The following is a 17,584-nucleotide window of genomic DNA, read 5'->3' as shown; positions in this document are numbered from 1 at the left end:
CATTTAAACTATCATATTCCAATGTGAAAATAAATATTGCATGGAGATCCATTCTCTCGTTATGATATATGGTATTCTATTGAAAATGTGAGAAGGAGTTAAAGTATGCCGTTTACATTTGCACATCCAGCAGCAGTTCTTCCTTTTGCGAAAAAGCATTCTAAACATATTTCAGTAACGGCTCTTATATTAGGTAGTATGGCGCCTGACTTTGAATATTTTTTGCACTTTAGACCCTATGGTGTTATTGGCCATACATGGCTTGGGTTCTTATATTTAAATTTACCGCTTGTATTTCTAATCGCATACATATATCATTACATTTTAAAAAAGCCGTTTATAACGCATTTGCCTAAACCGTTTGCTGGTTATTATTCATATGCAATAGATGAGAGGTGGGGGCTACATACCTGGAAAGAATTCTTTGTATTTTGCTATTCTGCATTATTCGGTATGCTCACGCATGTTGTTTGGGATGCATTTACTCATAATACAGGCTATTTCGTTATGAAAATAGCATTGTTACAAATTGAATTACGCAGTATTCCATTGTATAAATATATGCAACATGGGAGTACATGTGTTGGCTTATTATTGCTATTATACGTACTATGGAAGTATAAAGATGAAACAGGGAAAGATATGATTGTAGCTTTAGAAAAAAGAAAGTATTGGGTTTCGATAATCATTGTGACAGCTTTTATATTTATCGTGCATGCGTTCCTAGATCCCTATTTTCATATTTTCCAAATTGGAGGTATAATAGTATCTGGATTGACAAGTTCATTTTGTGGAATTGTCATTGTTTCTATAGTTTACAAAGCAAGGGACTAATTTTATATTCATGAATGATAGCGTTAGGAGAAATGAAATGATGAAAGCATGGAAAAGTATTTTTGTTTTATGTAGTTTTCTTCTTATGTTAAGTGGTTGCTTCCATCAAGAAGAAAAGAAAGCTGAACCGAAGAAGAAAGAATCTATTCCTGAAACGAAAGAATATGGTGGGCGTGAGCTGAAAAAAGTAGGACAAAAAGTGAAAGAAACAGGATGGGGTACTTTCAAGTTAGAGCAGATGCATTCTGTGAATCAAACATTTGAAGTAGCGCCAATGAAAATTCACGTACAAGATGTGAAAGTAATCTCTTTATCACAAATGAGTGAAAAGGCAAAAAATACATTGAAAGTATATACGGCACTAACTCCTGAAGAAGTAAAACGTAGATTAGGGGATAAAGTAAGCCAAGAAGATGCAGAATTATATGCATCGCTAAGTGGAACAGAGATTAGTAATACAATTCGTTACGTTGAGATTACATATAAAGTGGAGAATAGCGGAAATAAAAATATGCAATTTTTCTCTATGAATGATGTTATGATTAATGGTAAGCAACATTTTAAAGTAGCCACTCAAAACTTTTTATATGACGAAGATACGTTAGTTGGTACAAAAAATGTATCAAGAGAAGACTATAAGCCTGGTGAAATAAGAGATGGTATTATTGGTTTAATACTTGACGATGGAAAAGACAAGGTAAAGGATATTCAGTTTACAACTGATGATTTACTTGCAGGAGATTCAGAAACACAAGATGTTGTAAAAGAGCCACAAACGTTTAACATCTCACTAAAATAATGTAAGACAAAACAGTCAGCATACAAATATTATGCTGACTGTTTTTTTATTTCTTTTATGTATGAATCTACATTTTGAAAAGGCACCTTAATTTTAAACGCATCTTTTTGTTCATTAAATTGCTTTTCATTGTAGGGACCGAAACGTTTATTGTGCTTTACATCAATAATCCAATAATGTTCACTTTTTTTATTTGCAATTGCTGCGTCAGGGTTATTTGGATCTGATTTTTCCTCAGTTTGTTTTGCAATAATGTATTTATCATCCCAAGCAATGTCTGTAATTTTTGCAGGGATGTATTGTGTGGCATATACAGCATCTTGCGAGGGGAAAAGTTCAAATGCATTTCCAGAAGTACGTATGAGTTCGTATTCATCGTTAACCATATAAGTTAAGTGACTTGTGTTTCCTGCACAACCAGTTAATAGGAAGGCGACGAATAGGATTATCCATTTTTTCAATATGGGAACCTCCTTTATAATGCTATTGTAACAAATTGTACAAGAAAAGTAAGAGAAACGCTAGTTTACAATGTTTTTTAGAAGTGGTACGATGAGACGGGTAAAGAAGGATATGAAGGAGTCGACATAAAATGAAGTTAAAGATGCATCGTCCAGCGCTTGTAATGAATCGCATAGGTGCTTCCCTAATTGACATGTTTTTAATCTCGGTTATGTATGGTGCAGTAGTAGCTATTATGACCGGAAACTATAGTGCTATGTTTAAGCGCTTTAATATAAGCTTAGGTGATTTTAGATATGATTTTGCAGTAGTTTTCATATTAATGGCGATATATTTTATTGTATTACCCTTTCTTTGGAACGGTGTTACACTTGGAAAAAAGATAACGAGAATAAAACTAATTTCATTGAAGAGTGAAAAGCTAACATTGCAAACATTAATTATAAGATTTTTTGTAGTGTTATTACCGAACGTATTGCTATTAGGAATTCCATTAATATGTAATGTATATATGATGTTGTTCCGCAAAGATAATTGTGGTTTTCAGGATTTAATTACAAAAACGAAAGTAATAAGTCTTGTATAATGAAAAAAAGACCTTTTTATATATAAAAGGGTCTTTTTGATTTTATAAGTATATGGGGAATGTTTACAGTAAGGAAAAGCCAAAATGTATTATTTCTATTTATAATAGATTGAAAATTAAGAAAATGATATAATGATTAAAAATAATATCTTTATTCCGCCATATTGGGGCTGAGTAAAATTTCACTTTATATAATAAGGGGGAAGTTAAAATGACAGGAGGTAGCATAATTTTTTGGGGTATTCTCATTTTTATCGGTCTAGTTTTCGATCAGCGTAATAATAAGAAAAAAGAAGGATAAAAAGTAAACGTTTACAAATTAAATAGCAATTTTTCTTGCTTGCAGATTAATCTTATAAAGGAGTATACTGAATGACGGTAAGACTTATAGAAGGGGTAATGAAAATGAAGCTTGCAGGAAAAGTTGCTATCGTAACTGGCGGTGGCATCGGTATTGGACGTAATACAGCTCTTTTGTTGGCTAAACAAGGCGCAAAAGTTATTGTGACGGACATTGATCAAGAGAGTGGACAAGCAACAGTGGAGGAAATTATGAATCTAGGCGGAGAAGCACTTTTTGTATCCTATGATATGGGAAAGCAAGGAGATTGGCAACGCGTTATTAGCATTACTTTGAATGCATTCAGTCGCATTGATATGCTTTTTCAAAATGCTGGTTTATATAAAATAGATTCTATTTTTTCTCGCCAACAAGAGAACGATTCCAATGTACTTTGTATTAATGACGTTTGGATAGAGATAAAACAATTAACGTCATCTTTTATGAAACAGCAAGAAGAAGTGGTGCTTAGTGATTTACCGATTTTCGGTATTATTAGCACGAAAGGACAATCATTTCATACAGTAGAAGCCCTAGTATAATAATGAAAACCGCCCTCAATATATGTGGACGGTTTTTTGTATGTGTATAGTAAAGATAAATTTTTTAGCGAATACGTTGTTCAGTTTGGTTATCAAAGAAATGCGCTTTATTCATATCAAATGCTAATTTAATTTGGTCACCAGGTGAAAACGTATGTCTTGCATCTACACGTGCCGCAAAATCTTGATTCCCAAGTTTCATATATAAAATGGATTCAGCACCTAATAACTCAGCAACTTCAATTTTTGTTGTGAAGGCAGTAGATTGTGAAGCTTCTAAAAATAGTAGTTCATCATGAATGTCCTCTGGACGAATACCTAAAACAATTTCCTTATTTACATAGCCTTGTTCACGTAGCATCTTCATTTTTCCTTCAGATACTTTAATTTTTATAGTATTGTCTATAACGAAATCGGTTTCAGTCAATTTACCACGGAAGAAGTTCATAGCTGGTGAGCCGATAAATCCACCCACGAAAATGTTTTCTGGTGTTTCATATACTTCTTTTGGAGTTCCAATTTGTTGGATTTTTCCATCCTTCATAACGACAAGACGCGAAGCCATAGTCATTGCTTCTGTTTGATCATGTGTTACATAAATTGTTGTTGTTCCAAGACGATGATGTAGCTTAGAAATTTCTGAGCGCATTGCAACACGGAGTTTAGCATCTAAGTTTGATAATGGTTCATCCATTAAGAAAACTTTTGCATCTCGAACGATTGCTCTACCTAAAGCAACACGTTGGCGCTGTCCACCTGATAATGCTTTCGGTTTTCTATCTAAATATTGTTCAAGTCCTAAAATTTTTGCTGCATCTTTCACACGACGATCGATTTCATCTTTTGGTATTTTTCGAAGTTTTAATCCAAATGCCATATTATCATATACACTCATATGTGGATAAAGAGCGTAGTTTTGGAATACCATAGCGATATCTCGATCTTTTGGAGGAACATCATTCATTAGTTTACCATCAATTGAAAACTCGCCTTTTGAAATATCTTCAAGTCCAGCTACCATTCGTAATGTTGTAGATTTTCCGCATCCAGAAGGACCGACAAATACAATAAATTCTTTATCTTGAATGTGTAAATTAAAATCAGTTACAGCTGTTACGTTATTATCATATATTTTATAAATGTTTTCTAATTTAAGTTCTGCCATGGTATTTCCCCCTAGAAATAATTATGCAAACGTTTTCTTTGAGTTCATTATAAACGAATAGATTCAAAAAATAAATAAAAAAATAAAACGTTTTCATTTATTGGAGATTTATTAGTGGTTTTCATATGTTTTCTTAGAAAAAGAACAATAAAAATTGTAACCGCTATTTTAAATTGAGATAGAATCTGTTATCATTCATTAATGAAAACGTTTGCGCCTTAAAAAAGAGAAAAATGAATGATGAATGAAATGGGGTAGCATAATGGAAAAACAATGGTGGAAAGAAAGTGTAGTATATCAAATTTATCCTCGTAGCTTTATGGATAGTAATGGTGATGGTATAGGAGATCTTCAAGGGATTATTTCAAAGCTAGATTACTTAAAAGAGTTAGGGATTGATGTGATTTGGTTATCACCAGTCTATGAATCTCCAAATGATGATAATGGTTATGATATAAGCGATTATTGTAAAATTATGAACGAGTTCGGAACAATGGAAGATTGGGATGAGCTATTACATGAAATGCATGAACGTAATATGAAACTTATGATGGACTTAGTTGTTAATCATACTTCGGATGAACATAATTGGTTTATTGAATCACGTAAATCAAAAGATAATAAATATAGAGATTACTATATATGGCGCCCTGGAAAAGAAGGAAAAGAGCCGAATAACTGGGGAGCAGCGTTTAGTGGATCAGCATGGCAGTATGATGAAATGACAGATGAATATTATTTACATCTGTTTTCTAAAAAACAGCCAGATTTAAATTGGGATAATGAAAAGGTAAGACAAGATGTTTATGAAATGATGAAGTTTTGGTTAGAAAAAGGAATTGATGGCTTCCGTATGGATGTTATTAATTTTATTTCTAAAGAAGAGGGATTACCAGCTGTTGAAACAGAAGAAGAGGGGTATGTTTCAGGTCATAAGCATTTTATGAACGGTCCAAACATTCATAAATATTTACATGAAATGAATGAGGAAGTATTATCGCATTATGATATTATGACGGTTGGTGAAATGCCTGGTGTAACGACAGAAGAAGCGAAATTGTATACTGGAGAAGAACGAAAAGAATTGCAAATGGTATTCCAATTTGAACATATGGATTTAGATTCAGGAGAAGGTGGAAAGTGGGATGTAAAACCATGCTCACTTCTTACTTTAAAAGAGAATTTAACAAAGTGGCAAAAAGCATTAGAGCATACCGGATGGAATAGCCTTTATTGGAATAATCATGATCAGCCTCGCGTTGTATCTCGTTTTGGTAATGATGGAATGTATCGCATTGAATCAGCAAAAATGTTAGCGACAGTTCTTCATATGATGAAAGGAACGCCATATATTTATCAAGGAGAGGAAATCGGAATGACGAACGTTCGGTTCCAATCAATTGATGAATATCGAGATATTGAAACGTTAAATATGTATAAAGAAAAAGTGATAGACCATGGTGAAGATATAGAAAAAGTAATGGAATCTATTTATATAAAGGGTCGTGATAATGCTAGAACTCCGATGCAGTGGAATAATCAGAATCACGCTGGATTTACAAAAGGTGAACCTTGGATTACTGTAAATCCTAACTATAAAGAGATTAATGTGAAACAAGCAATCCAAGATGAAGGTTCAATTTTTTATTACTATAAGAAATTAATTGAACTACGCAAAAATAATGAAATAGTTGTGTATGGATCATATGATTTAATATTAGATAATGACCCTTCTATTTTTGCTTATGTAAGAACATATGGAGATGAAAAACTACTTGTCATTGCAAACTTTACTGCGGATGAAAGTGTATTTGAAATGCCTAAGGATATTAGTTATAGTGAATCAGAGTTATTTATACACAATTACGATGTAGAAATCGGATCAATAGATAACATTCCATTACGTCCGTATGAAGCGATAGTGTTCAAATTGAAATAAGAAAAAGCCTTATGCCACTTCAAACTTGGCATAAGGCTTTTTTGGATTACCATTTTAATATGGAGAATCCATATGGAGGAAGTGTAACTTGTAATACACTTGCTTCTGCTGAAAATTCTTCGTTTGTATAAATGTTAATTATTTTCTTACCAGTAACATGAAGAGGGAGTGAAACTGTAACTTCACTATTAGTAGGGTTTAAAACGAAAAAGATAGTTTCATCCTCATATGTTTTCGTATAAGAAATATAATTATGTTCATCATTTGCTTCGATGAATTGAAAAGTACCATGTCCTCCAAATGCTTTATGTTGTTTCCGTAATAAAATCAATGTTTGTATATGGGTAAATAATGCATGATCTTGTTCTTTAGTATCCCAAATCATACATTTACGGCAATCAGGGTCCATGCCGCCATCCATACCAATTTCATCTCCGTAATAAATACAAGGAGAGCCGATGAAAGAAAGATGGAATACATAGAGCAATTTCAACTTATTTTTATCTCCGTTGCATGTTGTTAAAATTCTTGGAGTATCATGGCTGTCTAATAAATGAAATGCTGCTTCATTTACATTCATAGAGTAGGAATGTAGAGATTCTGTAATTTGCTTCATGAATTCACTTGCTTTAATGGAATCGTTAGCAAAGTAAGAAAGTAGAGCGTTTGTAACAGGATAGCTCATGACAGCATCAAATTGATCGCCTTGTAGCCACGGAAGGGCATCGTGCCAAATTTCTCCCAAAATATATACTTCAGGATTTAGTGTCTTTATTTCAGTTCGGAATTCTCTCCAAAAGTTGTGATCGACTTCATTGGCGACATCAAGGCGCCAGCCATCTATATTGAATTCTCGTACCCAATAACGTCCTACTTCAAGTAAGTATTCTTTTACATCTGGATGAGCTGTATTTAATTTTGGCATATACGGTGTAAAGGCGAAAGTATCATAATTTGGAAGTGGTTCTGTTATAATCGGAAATTCATGAATGTGGAACCACTCTTTATATGCGGACTTCTCACCATTCTCTAGTACGTCTTGAAATTTCTCGAAAAAGTATCCACTATGATTAAACACAGCATCGAGCATTACTTTTATACCGTGCTTATGACATTCTTCAACGAGCTCTTTAAAAGTTTCTTTCGTCCCAAATTGTGGGTCAATTTCCATATAGTCAATTGTGTCATATTTATGGTTTGAATGAGCTTTGAAAATAGGTGTGAAATATATTCCGGAAATGCCAAGCTTAACAAGGTAATCAAGGTTTTGAATAACACCAGAAAAATCTCCGCCGAAAAAGTTAGTTGGAGTTGGATTCGCACTTCCCCAAGGGAGGGTGTTTTCTGGATTCAGCGTACTATCGCCATTAGCGAATCGCTCAGGGAAAATCTGATACCAAATGGTGTCTTTAATCCAAGATGGTGCTTTGAATACATCATCTGCATGAATAAATGGAAAACAGAAAAAGTTACCAACATCATCATTTGGAATGCTAGAAAAGAATCCTCGCTCTGCATAAATAAGAGTGTCTGTTTCAGATTTTAATTCAAACCCATAACGTAAGCGCTTAAATTTTGGTTCGATTGAAATGGACCAATAATCAAATAATGCAGTAGAACCCGTTTTTTTCATGGGTGTACTTGCTGATATCCATTTCCCGTCTTTCCATTCGTAAGGATCACCGTAAATAAGATCGGCGCTTTGAATATCATCTCTCTTAGTACGTACTCGGATGTGAATTGTTTGTTCATCATAAGCGTATGCATAATTATCTTTCGGCCTATGATAAATGGCTTCTTTAAACATATAGAAAATCCCCCTTCAATATCTCTATACATAGTATTCCCTTAAGTGTAATAATAAAGCCTATATTGCAAACGATTGCCTTTCTCGTAGCTTTAATATTGCTTATAAGAGTAGTATTCATTTCATATAAAGTCAATGTATAAAGAGTATAATGACATAATTTTTAAATTAATATTTGCAAAATGAATAAAAGAATGTATAATGATAGACAAATAGCGCAAACGTTTTCATGGATTGAGATATTGTTTGCGCTTCAATTAAACTATTAAATGCAAACGTTTTCAGTTACTGAGGTACATAGACAATTTAGGGAGGTTTTTGGGATGAAGAAAGCATTATCATTATTAACGGTTTCAGCATTATCTATTGGTATGTTATCTGCATGTGGGCCGAAAGATTCAGGGAAAAAAGAGGAAAGTAAAGCGAAAAAAGACTATGATCTTCTTGTTTGGGAAGATGATAAAAAAGGTGTTGGTTTAGAACCAGCAGTGAAAAGCTTTGAGGAAAAATATAAAGTAAAAGTAAAAGTTGTTGAAATGCAAATGACAGATCAAGTGAAGAAGTTACGCCTTGATGGGCCAGCGGGGACTGGACCAGATGTTGTAACATTGCCACACGATCAAATCGGAAATGCAGTAACAGAAGGTTTACTTTCTGAAGTGAAAGCAGATGATGCTGTAAAGAGTAAATTTACTAATTCATCAATAGAAGCACAGACATATAATGGAAAATTATATGGTTTACCAAAAGCAATTGAGACACCAGTCTTTATTTACAATAAAAAACTAATGCCAAAAGCGCCAGAAACGATGGACGAGCTGTTTAACTTCTCAAAAGAATTTACGAAAGATGGCAAGTACGGATTTTTAGCATTAGGAGATAACTTCTACTTTGCTAATGCATTCATGGCAGGTATGGGCGGTTATGTATTTGGTGAAAAAGATGGAAAGCCAAATGCAAGTGATGTTGGATTAAATAATAGCGGAGCAGTACAAGGTGCTGAATATCTTCAAAAATGGTACAAGGAAAAATTATTCCCAAAAGGTATTATCGGTGAATCAGGTGGGCCTGCTGCTGATGGACTATTCAATGAAGGAAAAGCAGCTTCTATCATGAATGGCCCATGGGCGTTCCAAGCAATGGAAAAGAACGGGATTGATTATGGCGTTGCTCCAATGCCGAAATTACCAAATGGTCAACCAATGAAAACGTTTGTTGGGGTTAAAGGATGGCATGTAACAAGTTTCTCTAAACAAAATGATTTAGCTACAAAATTCACTGAGTGGGTAACAAATGAAGAAAACGCAAAAATTCGATTTGAGAAAACAAAAGAAATTCCTCCAGTAAAATCAGTAATGGAAGATCCAATTATTAAAGATAACGAAGCTGCAAAAGCAGTTGCAACGCAATCTGAAAATGGAATTCCAATGCCAAACATTCCAGAAATGCAAGAAGTTTGGAAACCAGCTGGAGATGCGCTTCAATTAGTTGTTACAGATAAAGAGGCACCAAAAGCGGCGCTTGATAGTGCAGTGAAACAAATTAAAGGTAATATTGAGGCAAATCATAACAAGAAAAAATAAGGTGAAATTCGTGCCTCTAATATGAGAGGCACGAATTCTCTCCCTTCCATGTAGGAAGAAAAAAGGGGGAAGGAACATGCAAACATCTATGGAACCAGCAAATGGGTTAAACCATTCAAAGCATAGGAAAATGGCAACCATGTTATCAATCATTCCAGGCGTGGGCCAAATGTATAATAAACAATTTGTAAAAGGTCTTATTTTTCTAGTATTAACAGGTTCTTTTATTGTAGCCTTTGCTGATTTATTAAATATGGGATTATGGGGTATTGTAACGCTTGGTACAGAAGTTCCACGTGACCATTCTGTCTTTCTATTAGTAGAAGGAATCTTGGCCCTTATCGTTATCGCTTTTGGGCTAGGCATATATGCATTTAACTTATATGATGCATACCAAAATGGAAAGAAACGTGATAGCGGAACACCGTTAAATTCTGTAAAAGAGCAATATCGTAATTTGTTAGATCAAGGTTTTCCTTATTTAATGGTTTCACCAGGTTTTCTACTACTTATCTTTGTTGTCGTATTTCCAATCATCTTCGTAATTTTAATTGGATTTACAAACTATGATTTATATCATTCTCCTCCAGCTAAATTAGTAGATTGGGTGGGCTTTAAAAACTTTATTGATATTTTCACTTTACCGATGTGGAGAGAGACATTTGTAAGTGTATTCTCTTGGACTGTCATTTGGACATTCGTTGCAACAACATTACAAGTTGCACTTGGTATTTTCTTAGCGATTATCGTAAATCAGCCCGGTATTAAAGGAAAGGCGATTATTCGAACAATCTTCATTTTACCGTGGGCGGTTCCAGCATTTGTATCTATTCTTGTTTTCTCTGGTATGTTTAATGAAACATTCGGAGCGATTAACAATCAAGTATTAGCTTTATTCGGAATTGAAAAGATTGCTTGGATGACAGATCCATTTTGGGCGAAGATTGCTTTAATTATGATTCAAACGTGGCTTGGGTTCCCGTTTATCTTTGCGATGACAACAGGTATACTGCAATCGATTCCGGGAGAATTATATGAAGCGGCTACAGTAGATGGAGCAACTGCTTGGCAACAGTTCCGCAAAATTACATTGCCACTTGTGTTATATGCAACAGCGCCAATATTAATTACGCAATATACGTTTAACTTTAATAACTTTAGTATCATCTATCTATTTAATGGTGGAGGTCCTGCTGTAGCTGGACAAGACGCAGGTGGAACGGATATTTTAATTTCATGGATTTATAAGTTAACGATGACTTCAGCGCAGTACGGAAAAGCAGCAGCTCTTACAATGATATTATCGTTAATTGTTATTACAGTTGCGTTATGGCAATTTAAGAGAACAAAATCATTCCAAGAAGAGGATATGATGTAAATGAATATTAAAAGACAGAAGATGTTACGTCTCTCATTAAGTTATTTAGTTATTTTCGTAATGTGTGCCATCATTTTCTATCCGTTATTATGGATTATTGGCTCATCGTTTAATCCGGGTGATAGTTTATCTGGATCAAGTATTATTCCACAAAATGCAACGTTAGATCATTATCGTAAGTTATTAGATCTAGAGAATAGTAATTACTTACTATGGTATAAAAACACATTAAAAGTAAGTGTTTTAACGATGATTTTCTCAGTGTTAGCAATTAGCTTTACTGCTTATGCATTTTCGAGATATCGTTTTGTTGGAAGAAAAAATGGTTTATTAACATTTTTAATTCTGCAAATGATTCCAAACTTTGCAGCGTTAATTGCTTTATACGTATTAGCTCAATTAACAGGATTAATTGATACACACCTTGCATTAATTTTGATTTATGTAGGCGGGGCTATTCCGATGAATACATGGCTTATGAAAGGGTATTTTGATACGATTCCGAAAGAACTAGATGAATCAGCTCGAATGGATGGAGCAGGGCATTTTCGTATTTTTTGGCAAATCATTATGCCACTTGCAAAGCCAATCGTAGCGGTTGTAGCGTTATTTACTTTCATTGGTCCATTTACAGATTTCATTTTAGCGAGTATTATTTTGCGAACACCAGAAAATTATACTTTAGCAGTTGGATTATATGAAATGGTTGCGAAGAAATTCGGTAATGAATTTACAACGTTTGCAGCGGGTTCTGTGTTAATTGCGATCCCAATTTCAATTTTATTCCTATCACTACAAAAATACTTTATTTCTGGTTTAACAGCTGGAGGTACAAAAGGATGAAAAATGGGACATTACGTCCCATTTTTCTTTTCATCTCCCTATAAATAAGTTTATAGGGAGATGAAAAGAGATTTGACATCACATGTGAAAAGAAGTGAAATAAATAGTATATTATAGTATAGGAAAAAATAGCTATATCCCTTACAATACATGAAGAGGGAGAATAGGATTAGTTTTGCAAGATATAAGAAATGAAAGTTTATGACTTGCAATGAGTGCGAGATAAAATATATGAAAAATGGCAGAGAAATGAGAGGAGGGGGATTTTTATGACAGTTACAATTAAAGATGTGGCGAAGCAAGCGAATGTGGCACCATCAACAGTTTCTCGTGTAATTGCTGATAATCCAAGTATAAGTGAAAAGACAAAGCGCCGTGTTAGGAAAGTGATGAGTGAATTAGGGTATCATCCCAATTTAAATGCGAGAAATCTTGCGAACCAAACGACGAAAACACTTGGTCTTGTTATGCCAAGTTCTGCAAGTAAAGCTTTTCAAAATCCATTTTTCCCAGAAGTTATAAGAGGGATTAGTTCATTTGCACACGTAGAAGGTTATGCGCTTTACATGTCGACAGGTGAAACGGAAGAGGAAATTTTTAATGGTGTCGTAAAGATGGTACAGGGACGCCAAATTGGTGGCATTATTCTTTTATATTCAAGGGAGAATGATCGGATTATTCAATATTTACATGAACAAAATTTCCCGTTTGTTTTAATAGGAAAACCATATGATCGAAAAGATGAAATTACATATGTAGATAATGACAATTATACAGCTGCAAGAGAAGTGGCAGAATATTTAATTTCATTAGGGCATAAGCAAATCGCGTTCATTGGTGGTGGATCAGATTTACTTGTAACGAGAGATCGTTTAGCTGGTATGAGTGATGCCTTGAAATTAGCAGACATTGTATTACCAAAAGAATATATTTTACATTTTGATTTTTCGAGGGAAAGTGGTCAACAAGCTGTTGAGGAATTAATGGGACTGCAGCAACCGCCAACGGCAATTATGGCAACCGATGACTTAATTGGACTTGGTGTGTTAAGTGCTCTTTCTAAAAAAGGATTCGTTGTACCGAAAGATGTTTCTATTGTAAGCTTTAATAATGCTTTATTATCAGAAATTGCGAGCCCTCCACTTTCGACAGTTGATGTGAATATTTATCAGCTAGGATATGAGGCAGCAAAAGCTTTAGTTGATAAAGTAGAGAATGCAGAATCCACTGCAAAGTGTATCATTATTCCTCATAAATTACTAAAACGTCAAACTTGTGATCATTATGCATAAAAAAGCTAAGAGTTTAACTCTTAGCTTTTTTCATTAGAAAGGCTTCTAATCGGTCGCAGCCTTCTTTTAAAGTTTCGATACTATACGCATAGGACAAGCGAAGGTAGCCTTCACCGTATTCAGAGAATGCTGTTCCAGGAACTACAGCTAGTCCCGCTTCTTTGACAAGATCAAGTGCAAAATCAAATGATGAAGATGTCAAATGACCAACATATGGGAATAAGTAAAATGCACCTGTTGGCTTTTCAACTGTTAATTCCATTTGAGTGAGTCTATTATATACGTAATCACGGCGTTTTTTATATTGGTGGCGCATCATTTTTGGTGCGTCTTTAGCTGCTGTTAATGCTTCAATTGCAGCGTATTGAGCGATTGAAGTAGCACACGTTACATTGTATTGATGAACTTTTAATATGTGTCCTGCTAAATAGCTTGGTGCAAATAAAAGTCCAACACGCCAGCCAGTCATAGAATGTGATTTAGATAAACCGTTAATGACAATTGTCTTTTCACGCATTTCTGGGAAATGTGCGATAGATGTATGCTTTTGTTCATATACAAGCTCACTATAAATTTCATCTGAAAGGACGAAAATATTTTTATCTTTTAAAACATCTACAATATCTTTTAATTCTTCTGTGGATAAAGTTACACCAGTTGGATTAGAAGGATACGGTAGTACGATACATCTTGTTTTTTCTGTAATAGCATTTTTAAGCGCTTCAGCTGTTAAACGAAATCCAGTTTCACGAACATCTACAAAAATAGGCGTTGCACCGCATAATCGAATAATGGGTTCGTAACCTGGATAAATAGGAGCAGGTAAAATTACTTCTGTTCCTGGCTCTAAAATCGTTCGGAATGCAACATCAATTGCTTCGCTAGCACCGATTGTAACGATGGTTTCGTTTTCAGGTGAGTAATGTAAATCGTAGTTATCTTTTACGAAGTTACAAGCTGCCTTACGTAATTCTAATAAACCAGCGTTATGTGTATAGCTTGTATAGTTTTCTGTAATAGCCCGTTTTGCCGCTTCTTTCACGAGAGAAGGTGTAGGGAAATCGGGTTGTCCAATTGTTAAAGAAATCAAATTATCATAGTTTTGAATCATGTTAGAGAATTGACGGATTCCAGAAATTTGGATATCCTTCACTCTAGGGTTAATGAATTGTTCCATTGTATCTCCCTTTCTTCCGTTTGAAAATTAAGTTCATTTTATCATATTTTCTATGATTACGCTTTGTATATGTTATTTAGAAAGAGAGAGAAAAGAGAAAAAAAGCCGCTATAAGCGACTTTTTAATATCCGTATTCCCAATCTATTTCATCTTCATTCCAGAGTACAGAGGATACCTTGCCAAGGTGAACAACTGATTCGTTCACAGCACATGTGCAGTTTTCTTCTCCCGCTTTATGCTGTAACTCTTCATATACTGATTTTTCAACATTTTCTAGAACAACCAAATTTTCTTCTTTTAAAACAAGCGTAGTACCCGCCATATTTATCTTCCTCCTACTAAAGTAATGATCACTTATTTGTAAACATAGATAGTATGGATTATATGCTGTATTTTGCTATAGTTGTCCGTCTAAAAAAGTATTTTTATATTTTCTTTGTAATCCGTATTCATTGTATACTGCACGAAGGAAATTTGGTACAGGGTTTACAATCATTTCGAAAATCTGTAACAATTATTATGAGTTGTTAACAAAGAATTAACAAATATGTTAAGAAAAATCAAAATTTTAAAACAAATACACCTATAAAATGATATAATCATATCAAAATACATATAGGGGATGAGAGGTTATGGAGCTTATCCGTGATTTATTGATTCAAATTGCCATCATAATTTTGCCACTATTTTTATATGAAGCGATTCGTTTAAATCGCTATCAAGAAATGCCTCCGAAGCCAAATCGTTACTTTATTATGTTTTTATCTAGCGTTACGCTCGTTCTCTCCATGACATACTCTATTTGTTTTGGCAATGTGTGTGGGTATAACTTTCATCCCATTCCAATTGTCAGTGGTTTTTTATATGGTGGGATTGTTGGTTTAATCCCAGCGGTTATTTTTGTTGCATACGAATGGTTACTAAAGGGAATGAGCTTTCTTCCAGTTTTAGAAGTAATATTTTTATTGATAGTTCCGCTATTTTTATCAAAGAAATGGTCTCTTTTTTCAAGGGATAAGAAATTAATTTTAGCATTTATGATTTCATCATTTTATGTGCTTGTTTCTTTAGTATTAGGCATGATTAATGTTCTTTTGGAAACAGGATTTACACCGTATATTTCGCAAATATATAGCGGATTTATATTTGCCTCGCTTATCATGGTCATGACAATGGTATTCCAGGTGTATTTAACTGAATATTTAAATGAAAATGCATTGCTACGTACAGAGATGCAAAAATCAGAAAAGCTTAATATTGTAAGTGAGTTAGCAGCAAGTGTGGCACATGAAGTTCGAAATCCACTAACTGTTGTTCGTGGATTTATCCAATTGCTAGAAAGTACGGAAGATGTGAAGAATAAGGATTATATGCGTCTCGTATTAGCTGAATTGGATCGGGCGGAACAAATTATTTCAGATTACTTAAATTTAGCAAGGCCACAAATTGAGAAAAAAGAACACATTTGTTTATCAGCCCAATTAATAGAAATGACCACTCTTATGTCGTCATTTGCAGCGATGCAAGGTGTATATTTACAAGTTGAAATTTCAGAAAGTCTTTATACGATTGGTGATAAGACAAAATTGAAGCAAGCCATTATGAATGTTGTTAAAAATGGTATTGAAGCAATTCAAGGAAATAAAGGATATTTAAAAGTAACAGCTATTCAAAAAGATGAAACAATCATAATAAGAGTTAAAGATAGTGGTGTTGGTATGACGAAAGAACAGTTAGCAAGGCTTGGGCAACCATATTATTCTTTAAAAGAAAAAGGGACAGGATTAGGACTTATGGTAACATTTAGTATTTTACAAGCGCATAATGGTACATTGGAATATAAGAGTGAAAGTGGAAAAGGCACTGAAGCAATTATTATATTACCAGCTGTACAAAATAAGGAATAAAAGTTACCGATGAAAGGTAACTTTTTATTTTATATTGTTTATTCATTTGTTTTTTCTTGTTTTGCTCGGCTAAATAAACTTTTAAATGATTGAAAGAAGCTTTGCTCTTTTGAGGCAGCAACCATTCTTTTTGTTTCTTGAATTTCTCGAATAACTTGCATAAGCTGTGCATCACGGTTACTGTCTTTATTATAAATTTGACTAACAAGTTTATTCATTTTTTCTTCCTGTTTGGATTCTCGTTTATACATATGATTCATTAATAAGTCCATCTTTTCTTTTTGCAGTGCATCTGTTTGAGCGGCGTGATCGACTAACTCTTGAAGCATTTTTTCTTGAGAGCCTTCTTTTACATAAACTTGTTGCATCAATTCGTCTAGTTTCTCATCCTTTAAACGATTTTGTGTAATTAAAGTAGAATTTTGATGAATAATTGCCTCATTTAATTGAGCTAGCATTTCAAGTTTTAACATGAACTCCTCAAAGTTACGCCCATCTTCTTTTTCTTTCGTTTGTATCTCTTGCTTATCTTGTATAACTGGTACAGGTGGGGCCTCTTTTTCTTTTAAAATAATCGGTATCGTTTCTGAAATATCTTCTTGTAATGTAGCAGCTCTTTCGTGTATAGATTTCAATAATTTTAAATCATCAAGTTTATAAATACGAGCATCAGCTGTTTTGGAAATCATATAACCATGTTCCTCTAACAGTTGACTATATTTGCGAACTATATGTTTTGGGATGCCTGTTTTATTCGTGACATCTTTCGTTTTATAGGTAGCTTCCATCATATTTCCTCCCCAAAAAGTATCGTATATATCATTTCAATCTTTTATGAGGACTTCCTTTGAAAAAGAATGTCGGAAGGCTATTAGTTTTCTACAGCATTAGTGAAAAAATGAAAATTTTTGGCGGAATGGCAAGGAATA

17 protein-coding genes are annotated in these 17,584 nt (G+C 34.0%); 11 read left to right on the top strand and 6 right to left on the bottom strand.

The window, feature by feature from the left end:
- The first annotated feature begins 105 nt into the window (after positions 1-105).
- Positions 106-834: a DUF4184 family protein gene (locus DN399_RS19725; protein WP_001116855.1), complete on the top strand. Its 729-nt coding sequence runs from the start codon at positions 106-108 to the stop codon at positions 832-834.
- A gap of 37 nt (positions 835-871) precedes the next feature.
- A complete protein-coding gene (locus tag DN399_RS19720; RefSeq protein WP_000973899.1) occupies positions 872-1,633 on the top strand; it encodes a hypothetical protein in 762 nt (253 codons plus the stop codon).
- Positions 1,634-1,662: 29 nt separating this feature from the next.
- Here the strand turns inward: DN399_RS19720 and DN399_RS19715 are convergent, their stop codons facing one another.
- Positions 1,663-2,094, bottom strand: a complete 432-nt coding sequence (locus DN399_RS19715) for a DUF3997 domain-containing protein (protein ID WP_000758787.1) — start codon at positions 2,092-2,094, stop codon at positions 1,663-1,665.
- Positions 2,095-2,225: 131 nt separating this feature from the next.
- Here DN399_RS19715 and DN399_RS19710 point away from each other — a divergent pair, with 131 nt between their 5' ends.
- The 3 genes from DN399_RS19710 to DN399_RS19700 all read left to right on the top strand — a co-directional run bounded on the left by DN399_RS19710 (position 2,226) and on the right by DN399_RS19700 (position 3,563).
- Positions 2,226-2,681, top strand: coding sequence for an RDD family protein (locus DN399_RS19710; RefSeq protein ID WP_000769082.1), 456 nt, complete (start codon positions 2,226-2,228; stop codon positions 2,679-2,681).
- 211 nt (positions 2,682-2,892) lie between these two features.
- A complete protein-coding gene (locus tag DN399_RS19705) occupies positions 2,893-2,982 on the top strand; it encodes a hypothetical protein (RefSeq protein ID WP_000145636.1) in 90 nt (29 codons plus the stop codon).
- Positions 2,983-3,053: 71 nt separating this feature from the next.
- Positions 3,054-3,563: an SDR family NAD(P)-dependent oxidoreductase gene (locus DN399_RS19700; protein WP_000218410.1), complete on the top strand. Its 510-nt coding sequence runs from the start codon at positions 3,054-3,056 to the stop codon at positions 3,561-3,563.
- A gap of 64 nt (positions 3,564-3,627) precedes the next feature.
- On the opposite strand, the gene DN399_RS19695 is transcribed toward DN399_RS19700, so the two are convergent.
- Positions 3,628-4,728 (bottom strand): ABC transporter ATP-binding protein, encoded by a 1,101-nt coding sequence (locus DN399_RS19695; RefSeq protein ID WP_000818931.1) that lies wholly within the window; start codon positions 4,726-4,728, stop codon positions 3,628-3,630.
- A gap of 262 nt (positions 4,729-4,990) precedes the next feature.
- On the opposite strand from DN399_RS19695, the gene malL reads away from it, so the two are divergent.
- Complete coding sequence (gene malL, locus DN399_RS19690; RefSeq protein ID WP_006928171.1) at positions 4,991-6,667, top strand: oligo-1,6-glucosidase; 1,677 nt, start codon at positions 4,991-4,993, stop codon at positions 6,665-6,667.
- A gap of 46 nt (positions 6,668-6,713) precedes the next feature.
- Here malL and DN399_RS19685 read toward each other — a convergent pair whose 3' ends face one another.
- Positions 6,714-8,474 (bottom strand): alpha-glycosidase, encoded by a 1,761-nt coding sequence (locus DN399_RS19685; protein WP_000471782.1) that lies wholly within the window; start codon positions 8,472-8,474, stop codon positions 6,714-6,716.
- A gap of 323 nt (positions 8,475-8,797) precedes the next feature.
- Between DN399_RS19685 and DN399_RS19680 the strand changes: the two genes are divergently transcribed.
- From DN399_RS19680 to malR, 4 genes are all read left to right on the top strand, one after another.
- Complete coding sequence (locus DN399_RS19680; RefSeq protein ID WP_000709923.1) at positions 8,798-10,057, top strand: extracellular solute-binding protein; 1,260 nt, start codon at positions 8,798-8,800, stop codon at positions 10,055-10,057.
- A 76-nt stretch (positions 10,058-10,133) separates the two neighbouring features.
- Positions 10,134-11,435, top strand: a complete 1,302-nt coding sequence (gene malC, locus DN399_RS19675) for a maltosaccharide ABC transporter permease MalC (protein WP_001194996.1) — start codon at positions 10,134-10,136, stop codon at positions 11,433-11,435.
- Entirely contained in the window at positions 11,436-12,278 is an 843-nt protein-coding gene (malD, locus tag DN399_RS19670) for a maltosaccharide ABC transporter permease MalD (protein ID WP_001022608.1), read from the top strand.
- Between the two features lie 269 nt (positions 12,279-12,547).
- The gene (gene malR / locus DN399_RS19665; RefSeq protein ID WP_000219053.1) at positions 12,548-13,570 is read left to right on the top strand and encodes a maltose operon transcriptional repressor MalR; all 1,023 of its coding nucleotides are present in this window, start codon (positions 12,548-12,550) and stop codon (positions 13,568-13,570) included.
- A gap of 13 nt (positions 13,571-13,583) precedes the next feature.
- Here malR and DN399_RS19660 read toward each other — a convergent pair whose 3' ends face one another.
- Both DN399_RS19660 and DN399_RS19655 read right to left on the bottom strand, forming a co-directional pair.
- Positions 13,584-14,747 (bottom strand): aminotransferase A, encoded by a 1,164-nt coding sequence (locus DN399_RS19660; RefSeq protein ID WP_000434577.1) that lies wholly within the window; start codon positions 14,745-14,747, stop codon positions 13,584-13,586.
- A gap of 122 nt (positions 14,748-14,869) precedes the next feature.
- The gene (locus DN399_RS19655) at positions 14,870-15,070 is read right to left on the bottom strand and encodes a hypothetical protein (RefSeq protein ID WP_000929280.1); all 201 of its coding nucleotides are present in this window, start codon (positions 15,068-15,070) and stop codon (positions 14,870-14,872) included.
- A 310-nt stretch (positions 15,071-15,380) separates the two neighbouring features.
- Here DN399_RS19655 and kinB point away from each other — a divergent pair, with 310 nt between their 5' ends.
- Positions 15,381-16,655, top strand: a complete 1,275-nt coding sequence (gene kinB, locus DN399_RS19650) for a sporulation sensor histidine kinase KinB (protein ID WP_000420369.1) — start codon at positions 15,381-15,383, stop codon at positions 16,653-16,655.
- A 38-nt stretch (positions 16,656-16,693) separates the two neighbouring features.
- Here kinB and DN399_RS19645 read toward each other — a convergent pair whose 3' ends face one another.
- Positions 16,694-17,443, bottom strand: coding sequence for a DUF3967 domain-containing protein (locus DN399_RS19645; protein ID WP_000388471.1), 750 nt, complete (start codon positions 17,441-17,443; stop codon positions 16,694-16,696).
- Positions 17,444-17,584: the final 141 nt, after the last annotated feature.

The sequence above is a fragment of the Bacillus sp. AR4-2 genome (assembly GCF_008274865.1).
Taxonomy (GTDB): Bacteria; Bacillota; Bacilli; order Bacillales; family Bacillaceae_G; genus Bacillus_A; species Bacillus_A cereus.
The sequence above is the reverse complement of the archived record's forward strand: the minus strand, read 5'-3'. Positions and strand labels throughout refer to the sequence as shown.